At 43.5% G+C, this 20459-nt stretch carries 17 protein-coding genes and 1 tRNA gene; 9 read left to right on the top strand and 9 right to left on the bottom strand.

Annotated elements, in window-relative coordinates:
• Positions 1-2: 2 nt before the first annotated feature.
• Together K1Y79_RS02275 and K1Y79_RS02270 are read right to left on the bottom strand one after the other, a co-directional pair.
• Positions 3-1457 carry a glycosyltransferase family 4 protein gene (locus K1Y79_RS02275; protein WP_220248379.1) on the bottom strand — a complete coding sequence of 485 codons (1455 nt, stop codon included), beginning with the start codon at positions 1455-1457 and terminating at the stop codon, positions 3-5.
• Between the two features lie 13 nt (positions 1458-1470).
• Positions 1471-2019, bottom strand: coding sequence for a class I SAM-dependent methyltransferase (locus K1Y79_RS02270; protein ID WP_220248378.1), 549 nt, complete (start codon positions 2017-2019; stop codon positions 1471-1473).
• Between the two features lie 114 nt (positions 2020-2133).
• On the opposite strand from K1Y79_RS02270, the gene K1Y79_RS02265 reads away from it, so the two are divergent.
• Positions 2134-3477 carry a UDP-N-acetylglucosamine 2-epimerase gene (locus K1Y79_RS02265; RefSeq protein ID WP_220248377.1) on the top strand — a complete coding sequence of 448 codons (1344 nt, stop codon included), beginning with the start codon at positions 2134-2136 and terminating at the stop codon, positions 3475-3477.
• A gap of 119 nt (positions 3478-3596) precedes the next feature.
• Here K1Y79_RS02265 and K1Y79_RS02260 read toward each other — a convergent pair whose 3' ends face one another.
• Positions 3597-4448 carry a polysaccharide deacetylase family protein gene (locus K1Y79_RS02260; protein ID WP_220248376.1) on the bottom strand — a complete coding sequence of 284 codons (852 nt, stop codon included), beginning with the start codon at positions 4446-4448 and terminating at the stop codon, positions 3597-3599.
• 89 nt (positions 4449-4537) lie between these two features.
• Between K1Y79_RS02260 and K1Y79_RS02255 the strand changes: the two genes are divergently transcribed.
• Positions 4538-6916, top strand: coding sequence for an outer membrane beta-barrel family protein (locus K1Y79_RS02255; RefSeq protein ID WP_220248375.1), 2379 nt, complete (start codon positions 4538-4540; stop codon positions 6914-6916).
• Here the strand turns inward: K1Y79_RS02255 and K1Y79_RS02250 are convergent.
• The 3 genes from K1Y79_RS02250 to map all read right to left on the bottom strand — a co-directional run bounded on the left by K1Y79_RS02250 (position 6913) and on the right by map (position 9808).
• A complete protein-coding gene (locus tag K1Y79_RS02250) occupies positions 6913-8616 on the bottom strand; it encodes a biosynthetic peptidoglycan transglycosylase (protein ID WP_220248374.1) in 1704 nt (567 codons plus the stop codon). The genes K1Y79_RS02255 and K1Y79_RS02250 overlap by 4 nt on opposite strands.
• A gap of 262 nt (positions 8617-8878) precedes the next feature.
• Positions 8879-8950 (bottom strand) — tRNA-Met (locus K1Y79_RS02245).
• 93 nt (positions 8951-9043) lie between these two features.
• Positions 9044-9808, bottom strand: a complete 765-nt coding sequence (gene map, locus K1Y79_RS02240) for a type I methionyl aminopeptidase (RefSeq protein ID WP_220248373.1) — start codon at positions 9806-9808, stop codon at positions 9044-9046.
• A 93-nt stretch (positions 9809-9901) separates the two neighbouring features.
• Here map and K1Y79_RS02235 point away from each other — a divergent pair, with 93 nt between their 5' ends.
• From K1Y79_RS02235 to K1Y79_RS02220, 4 genes are all read left to right on the top strand, one after another.
• Positions 9902-10738 (top strand): AraC family transcriptional regulator, encoded by an 837-nt coding sequence (locus K1Y79_RS02235; protein WP_220248372.1) that lies wholly within the window; start codon positions 9902-9904, stop codon positions 10736-10738.
• 137 nt (positions 10739-10875) lie between these two features.
• The gene (locus K1Y79_RS02230; protein WP_220248371.1) at positions 10876-11724 is read left to right on the top strand and encodes a rhomboid family intramembrane serine protease; all 849 of its coding nucleotides are present in this window, start codon (positions 10876-10878) and stop codon (positions 11722-11724) included.
• 191 nt (positions 11725-11915) lie between these two features.
• The gene (locus K1Y79_RS02225; RefSeq protein WP_220248370.1) at positions 11916-13403 is read left to right on the top strand and encodes a PQQ-dependent sugar dehydrogenase; all 1488 of its coding nucleotides are present in this window, start codon (positions 11916-11918) and stop codon (positions 13401-13403) included.
• 223 nt (positions 13404-13626) lie between these two features.
• Positions 13627-14598 (top strand): YeiH family protein, encoded by a 972-nt coding sequence (locus K1Y79_RS02220; protein ID WP_220248369.1) that lies wholly within the window; start codon positions 13627-13629, stop codon positions 14596-14598.
• Positions 14599-14798: 200 nt separating this feature from the next.
• On the opposite strand, the gene K1Y79_RS02215 is transcribed toward K1Y79_RS02220, so the two are convergent.
• Positions 14799-15941: an alkene reductase gene (locus tag K1Y79_RS02215; RefSeq protein WP_220248368.1), complete on the bottom strand. Its 1143-nt coding sequence runs from the start codon at positions 15939-15941 to the stop codon at positions 14799-14801.
• A 128-nt stretch (positions 15942-16069) separates the two neighbouring features.
• Here K1Y79_RS02215 and K1Y79_RS02210 point away from each other — a divergent pair, with 128 nt between their 5' ends.
• The gene (locus tag K1Y79_RS02210) at positions 16070-16492 is read left to right on the top strand and encodes a winged helix-turn-helix transcriptional regulator (RefSeq protein ID WP_220248367.1); all 423 of its coding nucleotides are present in this window, start codon (positions 16070-16072) and stop codon (positions 16490-16492) included.
• Positions 16493-16507: 15 nt separating this feature from the next.
• Here the strand turns inward: K1Y79_RS02210 and K1Y79_RS02205 are convergent, their stop codons facing one another.
• Positions 16508-17992 (bottom strand): hypothetical protein, encoded by a 1485-nt coding sequence (locus tag K1Y79_RS02205; RefSeq protein ID WP_220248366.1) that lies wholly within the window; start codon positions 17990-17992, stop codon positions 16508-16510.
• Positions 17993-18104: 112 nt separating this feature from the next.
• Complete coding sequence (locus K1Y79_RS02200) at positions 18105-18359, bottom strand: DUF3253 domain-containing protein (RefSeq protein WP_220248365.1); 255 nt, start codon at positions 18357-18359, stop codon at positions 18105-18107.
• Positions 18360-18576: 217 nt separating this feature from the next.
• Here K1Y79_RS02200 and K1Y79_RS02195 point away from each other — a divergent pair, with 217 nt between their 5' ends.
• Together K1Y79_RS02195 and K1Y79_RS02190 are read left to right on the top strand one after the other, a co-directional pair.
• Complete coding sequence (locus tag K1Y79_RS02195) at positions 18577-19443, top strand: helix-turn-helix domain-containing protein (protein ID WP_220248364.1); 867 nt, start codon at positions 18577-18579, stop codon at positions 19441-19443.
• A gap of 80 nt (positions 19444-19523) precedes the next feature.
• Positions 19524-20384 carry an NAD-dependent epimerase/dehydratase family protein gene (locus K1Y79_RS02190; RefSeq protein WP_220248363.1) on the top strand — a complete coding sequence of 287 codons (861 nt, stop codon included), beginning with the start codon at positions 19524-19526 and terminating at the stop codon, positions 20382-20384.
• Positions 20385-20459: the final 75 nt, after the last annotated feature.

Here is a 20459-nt window from a genome sequence, read left to right as displayed (position 1 = left end):
TCTTATTCTTTTTCATAACTGTAACTAAGTAGTCCTGCATCGATCAGGGCCGCTATCTGTGAAAGATCCGTATTACAGTTATTGATCAGTGTTTTGATTTTTACAGGGGTCTTGCAGTAAGAGATAATATGTTGGGTAACTTCATTTGTCTCATAGACTGCCGGCCATGCCGGATCATCCAGTTGTATGCTGGTGGCAGAAAGCTGTATAAGCGGAACAGCAGTGTATACCAACATGTCTTCATCAATACTGACTTGCTGATTACTCACATAATACCTAATCTGTTCTTTGTAGTATTTCCATGGTACGTCTATCTCAGGGAGATATTCGTCTCTGCTGGTCATAGCAGGTATTGGTGAAAGCCGGGTGTTTGCCTGTAGCTTCGCAAGCTTATAACTCTCTACCGCTTGAGATACTGCATTGCAAAGAATGTTTGCACAAACTTCCTTACGATAATTGCCCGCATGGCTTAGTGCTGCTGCAGACATCTCTGTTTGTAAACCTTTATTTTTTAATAGTTTTACAGCAAACTGTATAGCTGTATGAGTGTCCATTCTGATACCTGCGTCAGTTATCCATGTAGGCATCAGGAAGCCCGTTCTACCGGAGAGGACAGTATCTTTCAATCCACCATAAGCAGCACCAAGCACCGGAGTACCGCAGGCCATTGCCTCTACAGGTGCGTATCCGAAATTCTCATCAATAGAGTTTGTCGGATGTATAAACAGGTCCATCGCATTATAACAGGTAGCAAGGTCATTATTTGACAGGTTAGCAGGGAAATAAAGGATGTCACTTTTCAATCCACGGTCACTGATCATTTGTTGTATGTAGGCGGGATAATTACCGGTTTGATAATTCAGCACCGGATAGTCAATCCAGTATTTACCGATGATAATGCCTTTTACCTTACGCGGATGCAGCTGCGCTTTCAGTTCAGACAGTATGTCCAGAAAGCGGTGCAGGTTTTTCTGTGGCAACAGCCTGCTGACAAACCCAACAACAATATCATCTTCCTGTATACCCATCTGCTTCCTTACTTTTTCTTTGGGCATAGGCCTGAAACAGGTATCATCTACGGGTAAAGGCAGGTGACAAAGTACAGGGGCGTTATCAGCAAACATATTCTGCAGTATATCAACGTCTGACTGACAATTCACAATCAGCATATCTGAAGGCCGTAGCTTTTCAAGGTGTGCTCTCAGGAAGTTCTGATTAAGAATTGTGCCTCCATGAATACCAAAGATCAGTGGGCAGTCAGGATGTGTTTTTAGTTCCCAACCTGCATTACCCATAAAGTTGACAATTGCATTCGGAGTGTTATCTACTTCGCCATTACTGTTGATACTGGTCATACAGGTATCAAACCTTTTTGTAAGGGCATCGAGGTAAAAAGCTTTTGTTCTTTCCAGACTGGGCCAGATAGATTCATTAAATTCCAGTAATCCGATTTTCATAGTGTGCTATTGTTTATTTGTCGTACCGGTAAATACGACAATGCCATCTGCCTCTCTCATTTTCGGTAATGGTAGCTTCCGTTGCAGGGTGAAGTTTTTCAACGGCATCTAATAACTGCTGGTTGGGTGGAGTTTCATATACCGAAAGTATGATTGCTCCACCTGGTTTCAGGAAAGAAAAATACCTTGTCATGAGTTCAAGAGGATAGCTGGCATAATATAATGACTCATTGAAAATGATGATATCAAACCTTTGACTGTCAGGCTGCCATGTTTCCATATCGGCAGACATATATCTGTTTTGGGCATTCCAGAGATCTTCAGTACGCAGAATAGCAACATTTGAAACATCAATACCAGTGAATAAGTTATATAGCTGTCTATCCATGCCGCGCTGTAACAATCCTTCTCCACAGCCTACCTCCAGAATATCTCCACCAGGTGCATATTTATATATGAAGTTGCGCACCGATTCAAAGCGTTTTTCCTCCAGGGGTGATTTCAGTACTTCCCATGCGCCCTGCGTATATTGCTTATCCCATGTTGAAGGCTGTATGAGCATTTTGAGGGTTAATTTGGTTTTATCAAATATAGAAAAATTTGTTCGCCGGTGGTGATAAAATGTTATATTTAAGATTGAATGAAACCCGAATATAATTAACGAATTTCCATTAGTATGTTAATGCCGATCACTATCGATCATCTGGTGGATGAGCAGATACAACTGGCGAATGCTACTTCCAGACCACTTTACTTAATAATTGTTGCAACTAAACCCTGTTATATCAAACTGGCAAGCCTGATACTCGCACTTAGCCGGAATGGCAGCGCCTTTTTAGCAATTGATGTCGGGCAGCATTATGAGAAAAAGCTGGTACATGCACGTCATGAGTTACAATATGAACACCTTATATCAGTGTATCTGAACGTAAGAGGTGATTTGCTTGGAAGGACAGCTGAGCTGGCAGAACGTGTCAACTGGTTATACTTATATCTGAAGAATAGGCAGTTTAAAGGTCAGGCAATCCCTGTAATATCAGGAGATACCTCTACTGCTGGTATGTTCCCCATCCTCTGGTATTTTAAAACCCGCCTCCGTAGTATACATGTAGAGGCAGGGCTGAGATCTTTCTCGCCTTTTATCAGACAGCAGATACCGGATAGTTTCTCTGAGATTCTTGATATGCAGCGTGAGCGGCAAGGCTGGAACATGATACAGGATGAGCCATTCCCTGAAGCAGCAGATACCCGTCTGGCATCTGTATGCTCCCAATTATTTTTTACACCTGTGTCTCTTAATACCCAAAATATGCTACGGGAAGGTACAGATAGTAAGGACATCCATCAGGTGGGCTCGCTAAGTGCAGATGCCTTATCTCTTATTATGAAAGAACCTGTAGAGACGTCCGTATTCGATGTGTATCCATTTTTAAGCGAAGGACGCTGGTTAAGAATAGATATACACCGGCGCGAGAATATCAGTTACCAGGTATTGTCAGAACTGTTTAAAGCGATACAGGAATTATGTGGTAAAGGAGTTCGTATCGTTATTGTTGTATCCAATGCCTTGAATAAAGGCATTCGTACATTAGGCCTGGAAAACGTATGGGCTGCCTTGCAACAGCAGGAAGGTGTACGCGTAACGCCCTTGTGGACCCACTATCAACACGTCATTGAATTTATGCGTTCCCCACATTGCCAGGGCATCTATACAGATAGCGGCGGGCTGCAGGAAGAGACACAGGTGCTCGATATCCCCTGTATCACCTGCAGGTATAGCACTGACCGCCCCGAAACTATCTTACACGTCCAGAATAACATTCTGGTACCTCCATCTAGCGCCTCCCTCATCAGTAGCTCGCTTGAGTTTATATTGGAGAACGGCAGAAGCATTTTCACTAACAGTGATAAGCTATTATATGGTAAAGATGTAGGGGATAGGATCGCGGGTATTTTGGGAGAATACAATCCTTTGCCCGTTCCTGCCATGCAGGATATCTTTGACGATAGTGTTTTGTAAATAAACAATAAATAGCAGTAACCTACTTCGGGACAGCAGGCATATCATCCATATAGACACCATTGGTGGTGACTGCCGTACCAGAATTTTCAACAAATGTTGATGGGATAGTAGTGTCCTTATTTTAAGCTGGGGGATGCAAAGGGAATATTGTTATATTCATCAATTGTATGAAAGGTAGCACCAGTTTCCTTGAAGTATTCAATCAGCGACTGTAATTCTGCTGTTTCTTTTTTACCTGTTCCTGCTCTGAACGCCCGCTCATGCATCAGTAGGATAACTTTATTGCCTATAGCCGTTTTTAGCATTTTATTTCTTACTTCCTCCCATTGTTCAACTGGCCGGTCCTTCCAGCTGTTCTCTAACGCATACCTGTCAATATCAGACGACGCGTCATGGTAGGAATCAAACGTCATACGCCATTCAGTATTCCATCCAAAGATATCATAGCCTGCCTGATACAGTTCTTCGGCTCCTGTCTGACTGTCTGCTTCCAGATACTTTATCAGTGGTTGTGTGCGATCTCTGATATTTCCCGGGACAGAGACATACCATGTATTCCGCCCGGGCAGCCTTGCTACCGACATTCTTTGTAGCTCAGCAAATAATTGCTGATGAGAATAAGCTAATCCCGGTATGGCTTTCACCAACTGTACTATCGTCTTTTTTGACTTCTCGAAATCCATTAGGATGGAACGCCGGTTACCCTGATCATCTATACGTATGCCGTTATTACTATAGTAGTCGGCATACTGGTCATGGGCATGGGAGTAACTATGATTGGCTATCCGGTGGTTTAGAAAAATTTCCTTCAATAGTCTTGTTGTCTTCTCCGGATTTTTCCTCATAGAGAAATCAAGCTGCAAGCCAACCAGGAAAAATGTAGCTCTTACCTGTGTCTCTTGTAATACCGCCAGTACTTCTTCAGTACCTTCCTGTATACCATCGTCAAAAGTTAGATAAACCTGCATATAAATACATTTCTTTTGAACGTTTTTGTTAAAATAAGGAAAAATTATCTAAATTAAACGTTAGAAGATACCGCTTTTAAAACCCTCTGATGACATTAAGATATATCCTGTTAATTCTGTTGTTAACTTTTACTTACAAATGTTTAAATGCCCAGCATACGCTCACGGGGAAAATCATTGATTCTTCCCGTAATCCATTAGCCTTTGCCACCGTCATTCTACATGCCGATACGAATTTCATAGCAGGTGCTGCCACAGATGAGAAAGGCGGCTTCTATATCAATACAAACGAACCATTCCATGGTCAATACACCCTGACTGTGTCGCTAATAGGTTTTCAGACGTATACAAGAAGTTTTAGTTATCCTGATACAGGCTTCCTATCTCAGATCACGCTGTTGCAGGACAAAAAAACATTAGCAACCGTTACAGTTGCTGCTAAAAAGCCGCTCGTGATCAGAAAGGCTGACAGGTATATTGTAGATGTAGAGAACAGCTTTCTTGCTAATGGTAATTCCGGATTAGATGTATTAAGGAAGTCGCCGGGTGTCTGGGTAAGTAATAATGGCGGTATCAAGATTAAAGGCGCTCAGTCAGTCATGGTGATGATCAATGACGTGGTACAGCGTATGTCGGAAGAAGAACTTGCTGAATATCTCAAAACAATCCGCTCTGAGAACATCAGCAGGATTGAAGTGATCGCTAACCCTCCGTCAGAGTTTGAAGCTGCGGGAGCAGGAGGTATCATACACATCATTCTTAAAAAGGTCAAAACAGAAGGATTTAACGCAGGTATATCCACACAATACCGGCAACAGGGTAAAAAGCCATATTATGGTGGAACCGCTACAGCAGACTATCGTGTGAAGAATCTATATCTCTCTGGCGGATACAGCTATGTAAAAGACAGGAGTATTTATCTGGCCACAAACGATATCATATACCCTGATAAAAGCATTTATAACAGCCGTACTGACAGAAATAATAATATCGGCAGACAACAATACCGCCTCGGAATAGCCCTTGACATTGGAAATGATCATACAATTAACCTACAGACATTGGCTACCACGAATGATCTGCATGAGTCTTTTATTACCGGCATACGCTTCCTGCCTGGTGGAGATACGATTACGGGTATCGCTAATTCAGGCAGAAACAGAGATGCCAGTCTGCAAAGTACAACACTTAACTACGTCTGGCGGATAGACAGTACCGGCTCTCAGCTGAAGGTGATTGCAGATTATACCATCAGTAGCAAGACAGAGCTTAATAATTTCTATTCCCGTTACAACGATCCGCTACGCAACTCCACCTACAGGAACCATACACCCAACAGCACTGATATATTAAGTCTGCAGGCAGATTATACGAAGGTTCTCAGTAATAAAACGGAAATCAAAGCGGGTAGTAAGTTATCATCCGTTAAACGGGATAATGAAATTATCCGAGAAGATTACACTGATAACAAGTGGGTCTTCAATAGTGGAGGTAGTAATCATTTTATTTATAAGGAATACCTGCTGATGTTTTATTCGTCATTAGAGAAAACGATCGGGCGATTGGTACTGAAAGCCGGATTGCGCGCTGAACAGACTTACACCAAAGGTAACGCTGTACCATCTGGCCAGGGTTTCAACCGCGACTATTTCGGCCTGTTCCCATCCATGTTTATGATGTATACTGTTAATGAGAAGAAGGGTAATTCAGTACGGCTGAATTACACGCGCCGGTTGCAACGGCCTTCCTTTAATGCCTTGAATCCATACCGTTTACAGTTTGATGATTATACTGTGCTGATAGGCAACCCGGACCTCCTGCCACAGTATAGTCATAATATCTCCGCTGGTTATACACTCAGGAATGACTACTCTGCAGAGCTGTATTTTTCCAGGACGAATAATGTTATTGCTGAACTGGCCTCTTCTGCCGGTAACAATGTTGTTGAATATCAATCGAGGAACTTTACTAATAGTACTGAATATGGTATTAGCCTGGAGGCTCCTTTTAAACCAGCTAAGGGTTGGACAGTCAATAATAGTTTTTCACTGTATAACCTTTCGTATCGTATTGAAGATTACAGCATCAACAGAACATCTTTCTCTGTGAAGTCTATTCACACTATTGTATGGAAAAAGGTAATGGATGTTGATGTCATAGCAGATTACAGATCCCCTTATGTAAGCGCCAACTCCAGGGTACCATATATGTTTACCTTCGATGTAGAATTTACCAGAAGTATTCTGAAGAATCAGGGTAGAGTACGACTCTTTCTGGCCGATATCTTTAACACCCAGCGTGAGAAAGAAACGATTGATTACAAGGGTACACAGATTAACTTCTATCAGAAACGACCTACTCGTGTAATAGGCGTCGCATTTACTTATACTTTCCGAACCGGGAAGAAATTCAGTAATAAGCGAATAGATCAGGGCAATACTGAAGAAAAGGGAAGAATAGGCAGCTAAGCGCCGGCAGTTTGTAACAATGAAAGTGTTTTTCCCTGGATAGTAATGTTCATATCAAGTGAATCATATTGCTCTTGTGTAGCGATGCCCTGTAGAAATAAGACTCTGCCAAATCTTTTGATATGCGTGTGTAAATTCCGTTTCAGCTGCAATGACTCCTGTTGAAACGCTTCCAGGAAGAATTTGGGTCTGGGGATGATGTATGATAATACCAGGCATTCAGTCAACGATAGCTCATTCACAGATTTGGAAAAATAGAACCAGGAGGCACTTGTTAGGCTATTTATACCTGGCCCCATTTCGATAATGTTGAGGTAGTGTTCCAGCATCCGCATCTTAGGCACCTTAAAGAAATGTTCCAGTAACAACGCAATAAATACCTCTTCAATTTTTCGGTACACCGTCTTTTCATGATTCAGGAACATATTGCGTACCAGTTGCATGGTAATGGTACTGGCTCCCCGTTGAAAGCTCCTGTTAATGATATTCTGAATCAGACTGTAACCAATTGCGACTGGGTCCAGCCCACGGTGTTTAAAGAACGTTGTATCCTCTGTGCATAATATGGTCGCCAATAACAACGGCTGTATCTGCCGTACATCCATGTAATGCTCACTTACATTTGCAGGTCTTTCATGCAGACTATGCCAATCGGCAGGATGTTCTTTCAGTTTTAGCTGATTACCTGACATGTCCAGCTGAAAAGTATGTTCCCATATATTATCCGTGTTACAGGTGAAGTGAATCTTCGCGTAAGCCACGGTTCCATTAAAGGATAGCTCATATATCTTCCGGTAGCTGAAATCGGGGAAAGTTTTCAAAAAGTCTGCTATGGACGTTTCTTCTAATTGTATCCCAGCCTCATACTTCTTTGATGTAAAATCATGGCTGGCGAATAATGAAAATTGCAGAAGATTGTATCTGGCTTCAGCAGTCTTTACCAGCTCGAATACCTTATCTGACAGTGTGCATTCTCCACTGAATGACAGCTCGTCAATGCCAATGTCTTTTGAAGAAAGGATGTGACTACGAATGTTACCCTGTTTGAGCTGCAAAGCTACAGACATTGTATGCCCTGTTATCTTTGTAAGCTGCAATTGCATGTTGTCGCTATTGACAGATAATCCTGGCAATTGGGCTTCTTTGGCTGAAAAGTACAGCTCTCCGCCAGACTTACCCATCGCCAGGTCTTTAAACATACATGTGTGCCGGCCGTTCTTTATAGTAAATGCCTTAATTTCTGTAAGCAGGGGAAGGTGTTGTTGCAGTCTGTTGAACAGTCTGAACATCATTTGATAATGCCATATCTGCAATGGGAAAACCGGCTGTTTTGCTTGTGTATTGTTGTCTATCGGGGGCTGATTTGGAGATAGTATAGCTATCTGTACCTCTTCCGCGGCAAATGATCTTAGTAGACCTTTTCTGGTAAATAGTGCTGGTAGATGAACCTTTCCCGAAACGGTATCTGCAATTACTACTAACTTATCGTTCCGCTGTACACGCAGTTGATTTACGGTAAATCGGCCGTTCAATCTCCAGGTCAGCTTGTCTATTTGTAAGTTGATATGAAAAGCTTCTCCCAGTTTTTTCGCTGCACAGGCTTGATTAGCAGCCGATGATCTGCTGCGGGGAAATACATCTGCGAACAGTATGATGAAGAGTTGTCTGAAAACAAAAAACAAGGATGGGCGGGGTTTCATCAGCGGAACAGGTTATGACTTCTAATATACAAAATATGTGTGGAAGCGTTTGCCGGTAAAGGCTACTTATTTCTATTATGTTAACGGGAGACAGCGGCGTACCAGGCGGTTTATTTGAAGATTATCTCGGGTGCAATTTATCGCTGGCAGATTATACTTATTCGTTTGTCAGCATGCAATCTAACCGGTGTAGCGCATGATATATAACAGGTGCTCGCTTAATACCATAAAAAAAGTCCCGGAGACTCCAGGACTTTTACTGTAGCGAGGAGAGGATTCGAACCTCTGACCTTCGGGTTATGAGCCCGACGAGCTACCTCTGCTCTACCTCACAATGTGACTACAAATATACATAACAATTCCTTTACGGCCAAATACTTTTCATTTCGTGTACGCTTTAGCTATAGTTTTTCCTCTAATGGGGCTCTTACTCCCATATACCATTTGCTGCTGTGAGAATGATAGGTTCGCCGTCAGTAACTACTATTGTATGCTCATGTTGTACTGAAAATCCGCCTTTATCACCAATAAGGGTAAATCCGTCATTTTGGTCAACTGACCATGTGGAGGCTGTACTTATAAAAGTCTCAATAGCCACAACGCTGTTCTTCCTGAATCGCCGCATATCCATCCTGTCTTTGTAATTAAGTATGCAATCCGGCTGTTCATGAAGCCCTCTTCCTATACCGTGTCCTCCCAGATTCTTTATAACCTTATATCCGGCTTTCTTAGCTGCTTTTTCAATCAGTTCGCCAATTTCATTGATTTTAACACCTCCTCGTATGCTGTTGATAGCTTTCCGGAGAATGTCCCGGGACGTATCCACCAGGTGCTGCTTTTCGTGCAGGTCTTGTCCGACAATAAACGAACCGCCATTATCTGACCAGTATCCGTCCAGTTCGGCAGAAACGTCAATATTGATCACATCGCCTTCCTGAATGATGCGCTTGTCAGAGGGTATCCCATGGCATACCTCATTATTCAGACTAATACAGGTAAATCCGGGGAACTTGTAGGTCAGCAGAGGAGCGGAGCGTGCTCCGAAGGAACTCAACAGCTGTCCTCCGTAATTATCTAACTCCTTGGTAGTCATGCCTGGTTTTGTATATTCACGCATTCCTTTTAAGGTGAGCGCTACTGCTTCGCTGATGGCCTGCATGCCCTGCAATTCCAGGTCGTTTGTGATCGTCATGTCGTTTTACGGGCAAAAGTAGGATCGCAAACAGGTTGCTGACAGTAAAAATTAGACATCTGTTCTCCGGGTAACAAATGGTATCTTCGCGGCATGCCTATCACTTTTTTCAGACATATCCACATGCCCGATAATGATCTCATTACCAGGATTAGTCCGGATGAGATCCTGACCGACTTCGTTGAAGGGTTCTATGTGTTCAAGGCGCAGGATCTTTCCGGCAGGCAGCTTTTCTTCAATGACGGCTACCCTGTAGTGGCCCTGATGCAGCAACGTGAAGGTGGAATGCGTATTAATGTAAACGGTAAAACTGTCAATATTGGTAATGCATGGGTGTGTGGTGGAATGCTGAAAAACATTTACTGCGAATCATCCGGTGATACAGCGGCCTTTTTTGTAATCCGCTTTCACCCCGCTACGTTTTTCAAATTATTCAATATCCGGGAGAATATCTTTGAACATAACTCCGTATTCGATCTGATGGAAATCGCTCCTCATGACGCGAAGCTTTTTCTGAATGATTTCTACAGCGCCTCTTCTGTTGATAAGAAGGTGACAGTAGCCGCTGATTTCCTGTCCCGGAAGATATCTGCTATAGCAGTTCCTGCCTTGCTGGGAGAGTTGATTAATCATATTGAAAAGAACCCACATCTGACTGTCAAAGATCTTTCAAAGGCATATGGTGTGCGGCTGAATTACAAATGGCTGGAAAGAAACTTTAAGAAGTATATTGGCATATCCCCCAAAGAGTATCTTTTGCTGAAGCGTTTCCTGAATGCTTACCGTAGTCTGGATGCCTTGTCTTCTAAAACACTGCTAGAGATAGCGCTGGATAACGGATATTGCGATGATAACCATCTTATTAAAGACTTCCGGATCTTCTCCGGACAATCCCCTAAAGCCTTTTTCCAGGACAATCGCCGGGCATGATGATGCCTCATTCCGCCTATTAAGTATCTCCGCTCATCACTGGTGGCATCCAATGTCCGGAATGGAAATGCACCCTTGACTGTCAGGTTGTGCCGAAATATGTAATATAATATTGATGCTTTATCTATATTTGTTATATGTTAAGTAGCATTGGCCTCGTATCCCTTATCCTGATTTTTGTCAATCTTGTCTTTACTTACAAAGGCTTGAAACACGCAGAAGTATTTGAACAATACTCTTTCCATGTTGATAATATCCTGATATACAAGGATTATAAGCGTCTTGTAACATCAGGATTTCTACATGTCAACTGGATACACTTCCTGTTCAATATGATGTCGTTATTTGTGTTTAGCCAACGCATGGAATTTCTTGTAGATACCTCCGGATATCTTAGTATCTATTTTATTAGTCTGATAGGGGGTAATCTCTTAGCGTTATACATTCATCGTAATCATGGCGACTATAATGCTGCGGGTGCATCCGGGGCTGTCTTCGGAATTATATTTGCCTGTATTGGCTTAAACCCCGCAATCTCAGTAGGTCTGTTTTTTATCCCGGTTTACATCCCAGGCTGGGTGTTCGGAATCTTGTTTGTATTATATTCTGTTTACGGTATTTATTCAAAGAAGGATAATATCGGTCATGAAGCACACCTGGGCGGGGCCTTGCTGGGATTAATTACCGCCGTTATCACACACCCTACCTCTCTATTTGATAATTACCAAGTAATTCTGGCTATCCTTGTACCTGGCGTGTTCTTCATTGGTATGATGGTGACCCGTCCGCATCTGCTGCTCATCGATAAACCATTCTCAAGAAAACATAAAACCCGTGTCATTGACATTGATGACAGGTATAACATAAATAGAACAGCCCGTCGGGAAAGTGTCGATACAATTCTTGAGAAGGTTCACCGGAAGGGAATCCATAGCCTTAGTAGGAAAGAGAAGGAGTTACTGGAACAGCATGGAGGTTCCGAGTAGCTGATTTTGTATATGAAGTGTTACGGAATCAGTTTCATTCATTTTATCCAGGCTGCAACAGCACATAATGCCGTTTTTTCTAATACTGATCATATAGCCCCTGCCGGTCATCAGCAGCGTTTCATAGACGTATCCCTATCCAATGGCATAAAAATCGCCTGCTATTGGTTAAACGTTAAACCTGGATATTGATGAAGACGCTTAAACTAATGATTACTTTATGCCTGGTAAGTTGCTATATATCAACCACAGCACAGATTGTCCAGGAGCCAACCAGAGAAAAGTTTGCCCGGAGAGTGATTGCCAGCGGACTAAGTAATCCGTGGACGATCATTTACGGTCCGGATGATTATCTGTGGATCACTGAAGGCAACAGCTATGAGGTGAGTCGGATTAATCCTGTTGATGGGAAAAAGACTGTCTTACTGAATATTAGTCAGCAGCGCAACTATCCCCGTTATGACAGGATGAAAAGAGAAGAATCCGGTGGTAAACCCTGGCCTCCCAATGGCTTAATGGGCATGGCGCTTCATCCTCAGCTCTTAAAAGGCAAACCTTATGTATACGTAGCATATATCCATCACTTTGAGGGTGCTGACAAGCCAGGCAAGGGTTGTGCTGATAATGACGGTGGTTGTATGTTCAAGACCAGGATTGTGCAGTATACTTATAATAGTAGCCAGCAGAAACTTGAACATCCTGTCATCATATGTGATACAATTCCCGGTAGTAATGATCATAATGGTGGTCGGTTGCTGATTGCCCCGGTGGACGGAAAAGAGTATCTGTTCTACGCCGTGGGTGATATGGGAGCTGGCCAGTTCAGTAATGCCGGCCGCCTGAACCGCGTACAGCAGATCACATCTTATGAAGGCAAAGTGCTTCGGTTCAATATCCTGCCAGACGAAGACCCCGGTACTTATAACCGCTGGATTCCCAATAACAATCCTTTTAATACCGCACAACGTCAAAGCGCGGTATGGACAACCGGTCATCGTAATCCCCAGGGCCTTGCCTATGGAGTAATTGACGGCGTTGGACGAATCTATTCATCAGAACATGGGCCGTATTCAGACGATGAGGTTAATCTCATCGAGAGGGGTAAAAACTATGGACACCCGCTTGTCATAGGTTATGCTGATGGTAATTACGACGGTCTGGCAGCAGGCGTTTCTGATAAAACAAACTTGCCGGGAGAATGGCATACCAGTTATCCATTCATTGCCAGTGAAAAGGCAAATGCCCGCAGGATAGGCGCTGAGACTTACAGAGATCCGTTGACGACACTTTATCCAAACGCTGCCAGCTTCTTACAGGCATTGTTCCAGAAAATCCGGTCAGGTGGTGAAGATTCAGAATGGCCATCAGAAGCACCGAGCAGCATCGCCGTATACACACATGCTACTATTCCGGGATGGCGTAATTCCTTACTAGTTCCAACTTTGAAAGGTGGAAAACTAATACGGCTCAAGCTGGATGAGAAAGGAGAAAAGGTAGTAGGAGATACCATTAATTACTTTAAGGGAAAGGAACGTTACCGTGCTATTGAGATCGCACCCAAAGGAGACAGGCTATTTCTTTCTGTGGATAGTACCAATATCACCTCTGGTCCGTCGAAGGAGAATCCGCAGCAGATATCATGTAGCGGCTGTATTATCGAATTTACCTGGAAGGAGTAGCAATTGATTGCTGCCGGTTGTCTGCATAGTGGAGGAGCGGGCTTGAATTAATGTCACATTGCATGCCCTCCCTGGCCTTCATTTTCAATAACATGATTCCGCCCTGGGTAATAATTATTTATTTTGATGATCATAACGTCCGGTTATGATGTATAACCAATGGCGATTTCCTTTCCAAAGTGACAGCGCTGATCTTTGTGACACAAAAATATCAGGCTATATCATGGAAAGTGGAGTTAAGCCCACCATCGGGGCAACATTTTTAGACCTTACAATTACTACAAGAGAAATCATTTTTATACTGGCAGGCATCTGCTGTTTGTTACCTGTTATCACTCCGCCAATAGCTTTAATAATGGGTATGGTGATAGCGCAGTTCGTAGGGCATCCATATCTGCATCTTAATCATAAAGCGACGCATATTCTCCTACAGGTTTCTATAGTAGGGTTAGGCTTTGGCATGAATGTAAGCAGCGCCGTTAAAGCAGGGAAGGAGGGGATCGGCTTCGCAGTTGTTTCTATTATCTGCACGCTGGTGTTGGGTGGTGTGATGGGAAAATTACTGAAGATAGATAAGAAAATCTCTTATCTGATTGCTGCCGGAACCGCCATCTGCGGAGGCAGCGCTATTGCAGCCGTTTCTCCGGTTATAAAGGCGGAGGAGAAACAGATCTCTGTGGCACTGGGTACTATTTTCACCTTGAACGCTATTGCACTATGGCTATTTCCTGTTGTAGGGCATGTGCTCAACTTATCTCAGGCGCAGTTTGGCCTATGGAGCGCTATAGCAATACACGATACCAGCTCGGTTGTAGGCGCGGCAGACAGGTATGGGGCAGAGGCGTTAGCTGTGGCTACAACTGTCAAACTAGCACGGGCGCTGTGGATTATTCCGGTGGCCTTCCTATCTGCATTTCTGTTTAAAAATAAAGGTAGTCGCATTCGTATTCCCTGGTTTATCGGCCTGTTCATGCTGGCCATGCTAGCCAATACATACGTGCCACTTATACATCAGTATAATGGCTATCTGACGGGTGTTGCCAAAACAGGTCTGACGGTTACATTATTCCTGATCGGCTGTGGTTTAAACCGGCAGCTGTTGCAGTGCGTCGGTCTAAAGCCCTTAATTCAGGGTGTGGTACTATGGGTAGCGATCTCTGCTTTGGCACTGTGGGCGGTGTTATCTTTTGCCTGATAATCAGTCAATTCGGTATTTTCTTCTTTATCCTGGTGAGGGATAGCCTTGAGTAAAAGTCAGGGTTTGGTTTCGCTTAGTGTTTTATACCATCCAGGTACCAATAGGTCATCAAAAGGTCACTTCAATATCCCGGGGATATTGAAGTGACCTTTTGATGACCTATTGCAGCTGTTTTGGATTAAAGAATGAAGCGGGAATTAGTGAAAAACAGATCCGGGAGTATTGTGAGAGGGTAGAGGGGCCTCCGGATAATCCGTATACCCGGTTTCGCCTCCGCTATAATAGGTATCTCTGTTACCTGCTGACAAGGGCAAATGATGTCTGAAGCGTTCCACCAGGTCTGGATTTGCAATGAATGGAGCGCCAAACGATACGAGGTCTGCCGTCCCGTTTTTAAGGATTTCATTACCACTTTCCTGGGTAAAACCCAGGTTAGCCATCAGTCTGCCCGTATAGTGGCGGCGGAAGTGGCTGAAGTAATTGTCTTGCAGCGCCTCAACCGGTGTACCGGTCAGATCTTCCGCAGGGCCTACGATGTGGAGGTAAGCGAGGTGATAGGTATTTAGTTTTTGAAGGATATACTGGAACATGGGAATCGTCTCATGATCAGGAGTAATGATGCCTACGTTACTGAGTGCGACTGGCGAAAACTTGATGGCTACCCGCGTGCTATCCCAAACCTCAATCACCGCGTCTAATATTTCAAATACAATGCGTGCACGGTTTTCAATGCGGCCTCCATATTCATCGGTACGGTGATTGGTTGCCAGACTCAGAAACTGAGGAATTAGCATGCCTACTATGGCATGTATCTCAATGCCATCAAAGCCTGCTTCTTTGGCATTTTGAGCAGCCTGTTTATAGTCCTGTACAGTTTGTTTGATCTCAGGGATGGTAAGCTCGCGTGGTGTAAGTGTATCTTTGAAGCCTTCCGGCGTAAAAGAGCGGGTTTGTGGGTTGATGGCTGAAGGTCCGGCGGGAAGTTCACCTCCCAGGAAATCGGGGTGTGATGCAGCGCCGATATGCCCTAACTGGGAGAAGATCAGACCACCTTTATCGTGAACAGCTTTCGTTACCAGTTTCCATCCTTCTATTTGTTGTTGGGTGTAGATGCCCGGCACATTAATAAAGCCGATGGCCTTCGGACTCATCCATGTGCCTTCACTTAATATCAGGCCTGCAGAAGCGCGTTGCGCATAATATTGGGCCATCAGTGGCGAGGGTACGAGTCCTGGGTTAGTGGCACGTCCGCGTGTCAGTGATGCCATCACTACACGGTTCTTCAATGTTAAACTGCCAAGCTGATATTCTTCTAACAGAGGTTGTGCGGTATTTTTCATCTTTTTTTCTGCAAACCTCGGGCATGTATGCTATGGATACAATATGGGAAAAACTAAAGGCATAGGGATAAATTTATCCCTATGCTGAATAGATATACATTACGTATTTTTGAGTAAAGTGAAGAACTATGTATGAGAGAAAGACTCCGCTTGCTATCGACTGCGGTTTGCACCTGACGAGGGAGGTGCTGAATGGCAAATGGAAGCCGGCGTTGTTGAATGCTATTTCAATGGATATAAAACGTCCAAGTGAGATGTTACGCTTATTGCCTGGAGCAACCCGTAGAGTGTTAAATGTACAGCTTAAAGAATTGGAGGAGCACGGAATGATTGAGAAGAAGATATATTCTGAGGTACCGCCGAAGGTGGAATATTCCCTTACGGAGATCGGCTGGTCGCTGATGCCTATAATTGATGCTATGAATCAATGGGGTGATACCCATCGCAGTTACCTGGAGACTGTTATCACACAGGCCCCTAAGATCGGCGAAGTTTCAAAATCAGTATGCCAGGGTTACCGGGAGATGTTTGCGCGAGGCGAGACAAGGTGAGGCATGCTGATTTAGCTACTTTTTTAAAGCGATTCTTTCCTCTTCCATTAATGTGCCACGGGTAGATTCTCCTGAATCATAAGCCGCATTTCTGAGTAGTATTTTGTATCTATTTATATCCGACTCAGCAGTTTGGATGTTGTTTTTGATGCCTTCTTCTGCTTTCTTTAAACCTTCGATTTCATCAGAAACCGTTTGTTTATTCGCTTCAAGTTTCAACTTATTTTCATTTAGCTCTTTTGCTCTTTTTTCAGGTATATTGGTATTTTTGGTTAATGCGTAATCTATGCCGTTGATTTTATTAGTCAATGCGTTAATTTCTCTTTCTTTAGCTTCTGTATCCTTTTTATTCTGTTCTAATAAGGTTTTATAATTGGTTAATTCCTGCTCTTTTGTTGTTAAGGCATCGTAATTACCTTTATATTCATCATCCTGCTGTATATTTTCTTTTACGTCAGGGCCTCCCCAACCTTTGTGTGAAGGATTTCTTACAATTGAAGTATGAGGAATGCTGTTTGTTATTATTTCCTTGTTTCTATACCCACTCATTATCACAACCTGGTCACGCTGCTTGAATTGGTCTTCATTCCCGAGCGGGACGTGCGCATCTTCTTTTAACTTTACTTTATGTCCGTATTGCTCATCGGTTCCCCATTGTGCAGCTATTTCATCCCTGGGGATCATTTTCAGATCCGTCAGAATTGCTCCGTTAGGATAGGTTCCGAAGCTCAGGTGATCATTACTTAAAATAGGCCGCTTAGTAGACGTATGACTAAATGCAAACTGGTTATTTCCTCCGCCGGTACTTTGTTGTAAAAACTCTCTGTGATCAGCAGAGATTGTATCATTCGGATTAACGCCGGTAATATCTGATACTTTGCGTTTGTCTAACAGATCTTTATAAGTTGAAATGCCTGTAGGATTTAAGTTTTGTCCGCTGGAGACAGGGCCGGTATCATTCCTATTTAACTCTCTTCTTACATAACGGGGAATAAATGTGCCCCGCTTATCTCTTACATATTCTTTTTTATTATCTGAGCGTATGTAGTGATTATCAGTTCCCTGCTGATCCCCATAATATTGATCTCCTGATATGTAAGCGTCTTTCACATCAGGTAGCTGGGTTTCAGCGAGATGTCTGATCTGCTGTTCGTATTTTTTGCGGATCTCCTCAATTTGATTATTATAAGTTATATCATCCTCTTTACCGTGTGTATCATCTTTACTATCACTTGTCGCCCAATTGATAGTCAAGCCCTTTTTTCCGGTTCTTTTTTCTTGCTTAAATTGTTCTATTTCCTTTCTGATCATTTCTCTTTTGCCTTCTTCAATTTTGGACAGATCTATCCGCCCTTTTGCCTGAATAACATTCGTGCCTGAGCTGCTTTTTAGCTGAAAGGGCTTTACAGCAGGACGAGATATTCCTGAATGGCTGGAATAATAGGTTGCGGCTGAAGGAGCCATGTCAGTTTTTTTTGAAAGGGAATTTTCTTTGGACATAGGGGTCATAGTGTTAGAATGATAGGATTATATGTATAAATATATAACTTGTTAATTGAAAAAAGATGAAGCTGTAAAAAAGTTCTCCATCTTTTTCAAACACTCCAATAAGTTAGTTATATGAAGAAAGTTTTATTCTGATTGGACCTTTAAAATCATTGATATCAACCGGTGCCCCTTTTTGGGTGATAATGACCAATCCCTTCTTTTGTAATTCAATTGCTACATCTCTAACCTGCTGCATATAATTTCGCCAATTGTCAGGGAAGAGCATTCTGGCTATCTCAGAAGGGCATGTGCTTTTGTCAGGGCCTCTCTGGGTAACAGTAGCAATTATTTGTTTAGATATGACGCTGTTATGATGCATAAGCAATAATAATCAGTTCCTGGAATGATGCGAGTAGTTTTGGGCAGATGAGCTATAGCTGTTGCAATAATGAGCGTTCAGCAGCGCGGTTTTGGTATACATTGTAGCATGATGTGAAGTTAGTAAACTTACAGTGTTAAAAATAGCCTCTTGTTCGGGGGGCTGCCTGATGATATCCGGGTTATGGCTAAAGTTTGATTTTTATTAGTTTTGTAGCATGACATTCCAAGAAACTACGGATATTCCCGGATTGGATTTGACAGACTTGCGATTAAACGGCTTTAAGGTTTATGCACTTCCTGCATCAACGGAGGTGCCGCCTGTCAAGGCAGGCCGGCGCGACTTCTATAAAATGGGCCTGGTAAATGGCGACATGACCATCCATTACGGCGGCCAGCTATTGGATATTAAAGGTCCAGTGCTGATTTTTATCAACCCAAGAGGCCCGCATTCTTTTGTCCGCCGCTTAAACCGTACCAGCGGTTACTCCTGTATCTTCACAGAAACCTTTATCAGCGGCCGGGAATTACAGTATTCCCCGCTTTTCCGTGTAGGAGATAACCCTGTCATACCTCTCAATACTGAACAATCGGACTTTATGACCGGCTTGTTTGAGAAGATACTGGCTGTGTACAACGGAGATTATCTTCATAAAGGTGAATTGATCAAAAGTTGCATCACACTCATCATACATGAAGCGATACGTATACAACCAGCGCAGCATGTAGTACCTGTAAGAAACGGCATTCATCGTATTGTTCATTTGTTTATAGACCTGCTTGAAAGGCAGTTTCCCATTGAGCGCAGCAGCGAACCGCTCGGGTTGCGGACCGCCCAGGATTATGCCGGTCAGCTTTCCATACATGTGAACTACCTGAATCGTGCTGTTAAGGAGGTGACCGGTAAACCAACCTCTGCGCATATTGCCGCACGGATTATTGCCGAAGCCAAAGCGTTATTGCAGCATAGTGACTGGAGTGTAGCTGAGATCGCCTATGCACTCGGTTTTGAATATCCGGCTTATTTCAACAACTACTTCAAGCGGCTTACCGGCATCACCCCAAATGTCTTCCGGAAGGTTTGAAAATCATAATAATTGGTTTGATAGTGATTGGCTGTCCTTGCGTTTTCGGCAGAACTTTGCCCAACATTAAATCATTAACTATGAAAATTTTAGTAACAGGGGCAACAGGGAAGGTAGGTAGCCGGTTGGTGCCACGTTTGTTAGCGAAAGGGTATGACGTATCTGTTCTGGTTAGAGATGCAGACAAAGCAAGCCCCCTGGTAAAAATAGGCGCAAAAGCTGTTACCGGGGATCTGTATGTACCAGCTACTTTACCGCCAGCAGTTGACGGTATGGACGCAGTGATTCACCTGGCTGCGCTATTCCGTACCTTCACTGATAACGAAGGTATCATCAAGACCAACCGTGAAGGCAGCATTGCATTAGCGCAGGCAGCCCTGGAAGCCGGTGTTAAGCGGTTTGTTTTCACCAGCACTTCTAACGTTTACGGTACAGGTTATGGTCGCCCGGCCAGGGAAGATGAGAAAGTCGATATTAATGATCCCAGGGCTTACTCTTCCAGCAAGATCGCGGCGGAACAGGAACTGATCGCTTTGCAACAAAACCAGGGCTTTGACGTGCGTATCCTGCGTTTGGGATTTGTCTATGGCGACAAGGACCCGCATATTGAAGAGATCATTCCGCTGCTGAAAAAAATGAAGGCGCACTCAGGATCGCGCATGCATATGGTACATCACCTGGATGTTGCTCAGGCGGTGATGCTGTTGCTCAATACCGAAGGATTGGATGGAGAGATCTTTAACGTTGGCGACGATGCGCCGATCACTTTGTATGAATTGGCGGACTCTTTCGGAAAGGCAGCCGAAACATTCGATGAAGGAGAAGGACCTCTCAAGGATCCGTTCCAGGGGGTTCAGGATATTTCGAAGCTCCGAAGCAGAACAGGTTTCCGGCCGCTGGTATCAAGCTACTATACCGCTCGTGACCTGGATCTGCTGTAACACAAACAAACTTCCCGAATTTGATTGGAAAGTCCGTCATGTTGGCTATCAGCCATTTTAATGGGTGGTTTAAAC

The sequence above is a fragment of the Chitinophaga rhizophila genome (assembly GCF_019492185.1).
Classification (GTDB): Bacteria; Bacteroidota; Bacteroidia; order Chitinophagales; family Chitinophagaceae; genus Chitinophaga; species Chitinophaga rhizophila.
Note: the sequence above shows the minus strand (reverse complement) of the source record. Positions and strands in the feature narration are given on the sequence as shown.

What these genes read in the sequence shown, in the direction of transcription:
- K1Y79_RS02275 (WP_220248379.1), bottom strand. Translation starts at nt 1,457, where the DNA reads ATGAAAATCGGATTACTGGAATTTAATGAATCTATCTGGCCCAGTCTG.
- K1Y79_RS02270 (WP_220248378.1), bottom strand. Translation starts at nt 2,019, where the DNA reads ATGCTCATACAGCCTTCAACATGGGATAAGCAATATACGCAGGGCGCA.
- K1Y79_RS02265 (WP_220248377.1), top strand. Translation starts at nt 2,134, where the DNA reads ATGTTAATGCCGATCACTATCGATCATCTGGTGGATGAGCAGATACAA.
- K1Y79_RS02260 (WP_220248376.1), bottom strand. Translation starts at nt 4,448, where the DNA reads ATGCAGGTTTATCTAACTTTTGACGATGGTATACAGGAAGGTACTGAA.
- K1Y79_RS02255 (WP_220248375.1), top strand. Translation starts at nt 4,538, where the DNA reads ATGACATTAAGATATATCCTGTTAATTCTGTTGTTAACTTTTACTTAC.
- K1Y79_RS02250 (WP_220248374.1), bottom strand. Translation starts at nt 8,616, where the DNA reads ATGAAACCCCGCCCATCCTTGTTTTTTGTTTTCAGACAACTCTTCATC.
- map (WP_220248373.1), bottom strand. Translation starts at nt 9,808, where the DNA reads ATGACGATCACAAACGACCTGGAATTGCAGGGCATGCAGGCCATCAGC.
- K1Y79_RS02235 (WP_220248372.1), top strand. Translation starts at nt 9,902, where the DNA reads ATGCCTATCACTTTTTTCAGACATATCCACATGCCCGATAATGATCTC.
- K1Y79_RS02230 (WP_220248371.1), top strand. Translation starts at nt 10,876, where the DNA reads ATGTTAAGTAGCATTGGCCTCGTATCCCTTATCCTGATTTTTGTCAAT.
- K1Y79_RS02225 (WP_220248370.1), top strand. Translation starts at nt 11,916, where the DNA reads ATGAAGACGCTTAAACTAATGATTACTTTATGCCTGGTAAGTTGCTAT.
- K1Y79_RS02220 (WP_220248369.1), top strand. Translation starts at nt 13,627, where the DNA reads ATGGAAAGTGGAGTTAAGCCCACCATCGGGGCAACATTTTTAGACCTT.
- K1Y79_RS02215 (WP_220248368.1), bottom strand. Translation starts at nt 15,941, where the DNA reads ATGAAAAATACCGCACAACCTCTGTTAGAAGAATATCAGCTTGGCAGT.
- K1Y79_RS02210 (WP_220248367.1), top strand. Translation starts at nt 16,070, where the DNA reads ATGTATGAGAGAAAGACTCCGCTTGCTATCGACTGCGGTTTGCACCTG.
- K1Y79_RS02205 (WP_220248366.1), bottom strand. Translation starts at nt 17,992, where the DNA reads ATGTCCAAAGAAAATTCCCTTTCAAAAAAAACTGACATGGCTCCTTCA.
- K1Y79_RS02200 (WP_220248365.1), bottom strand. Translation starts at nt 18,359, where the DNA reads ATGCATCATAACAGCGTCATATCTAAACAAATAATTGCTACTGTTACC.
- K1Y79_RS02195 (WP_220248364.1), top strand. Translation starts at nt 18,577, where the DNA reads ATGACATTCCAAGAAACTACGGATATTCCCGGATTGGATTTGACAGAC.
- K1Y79_RS02190 (WP_220248363.1), top strand. Translation starts at nt 19,524, where the DNA reads ATGAAAATTTTAGTAACAGGGGCAACAGGGAAGGTAGGTAGCCGGTTG.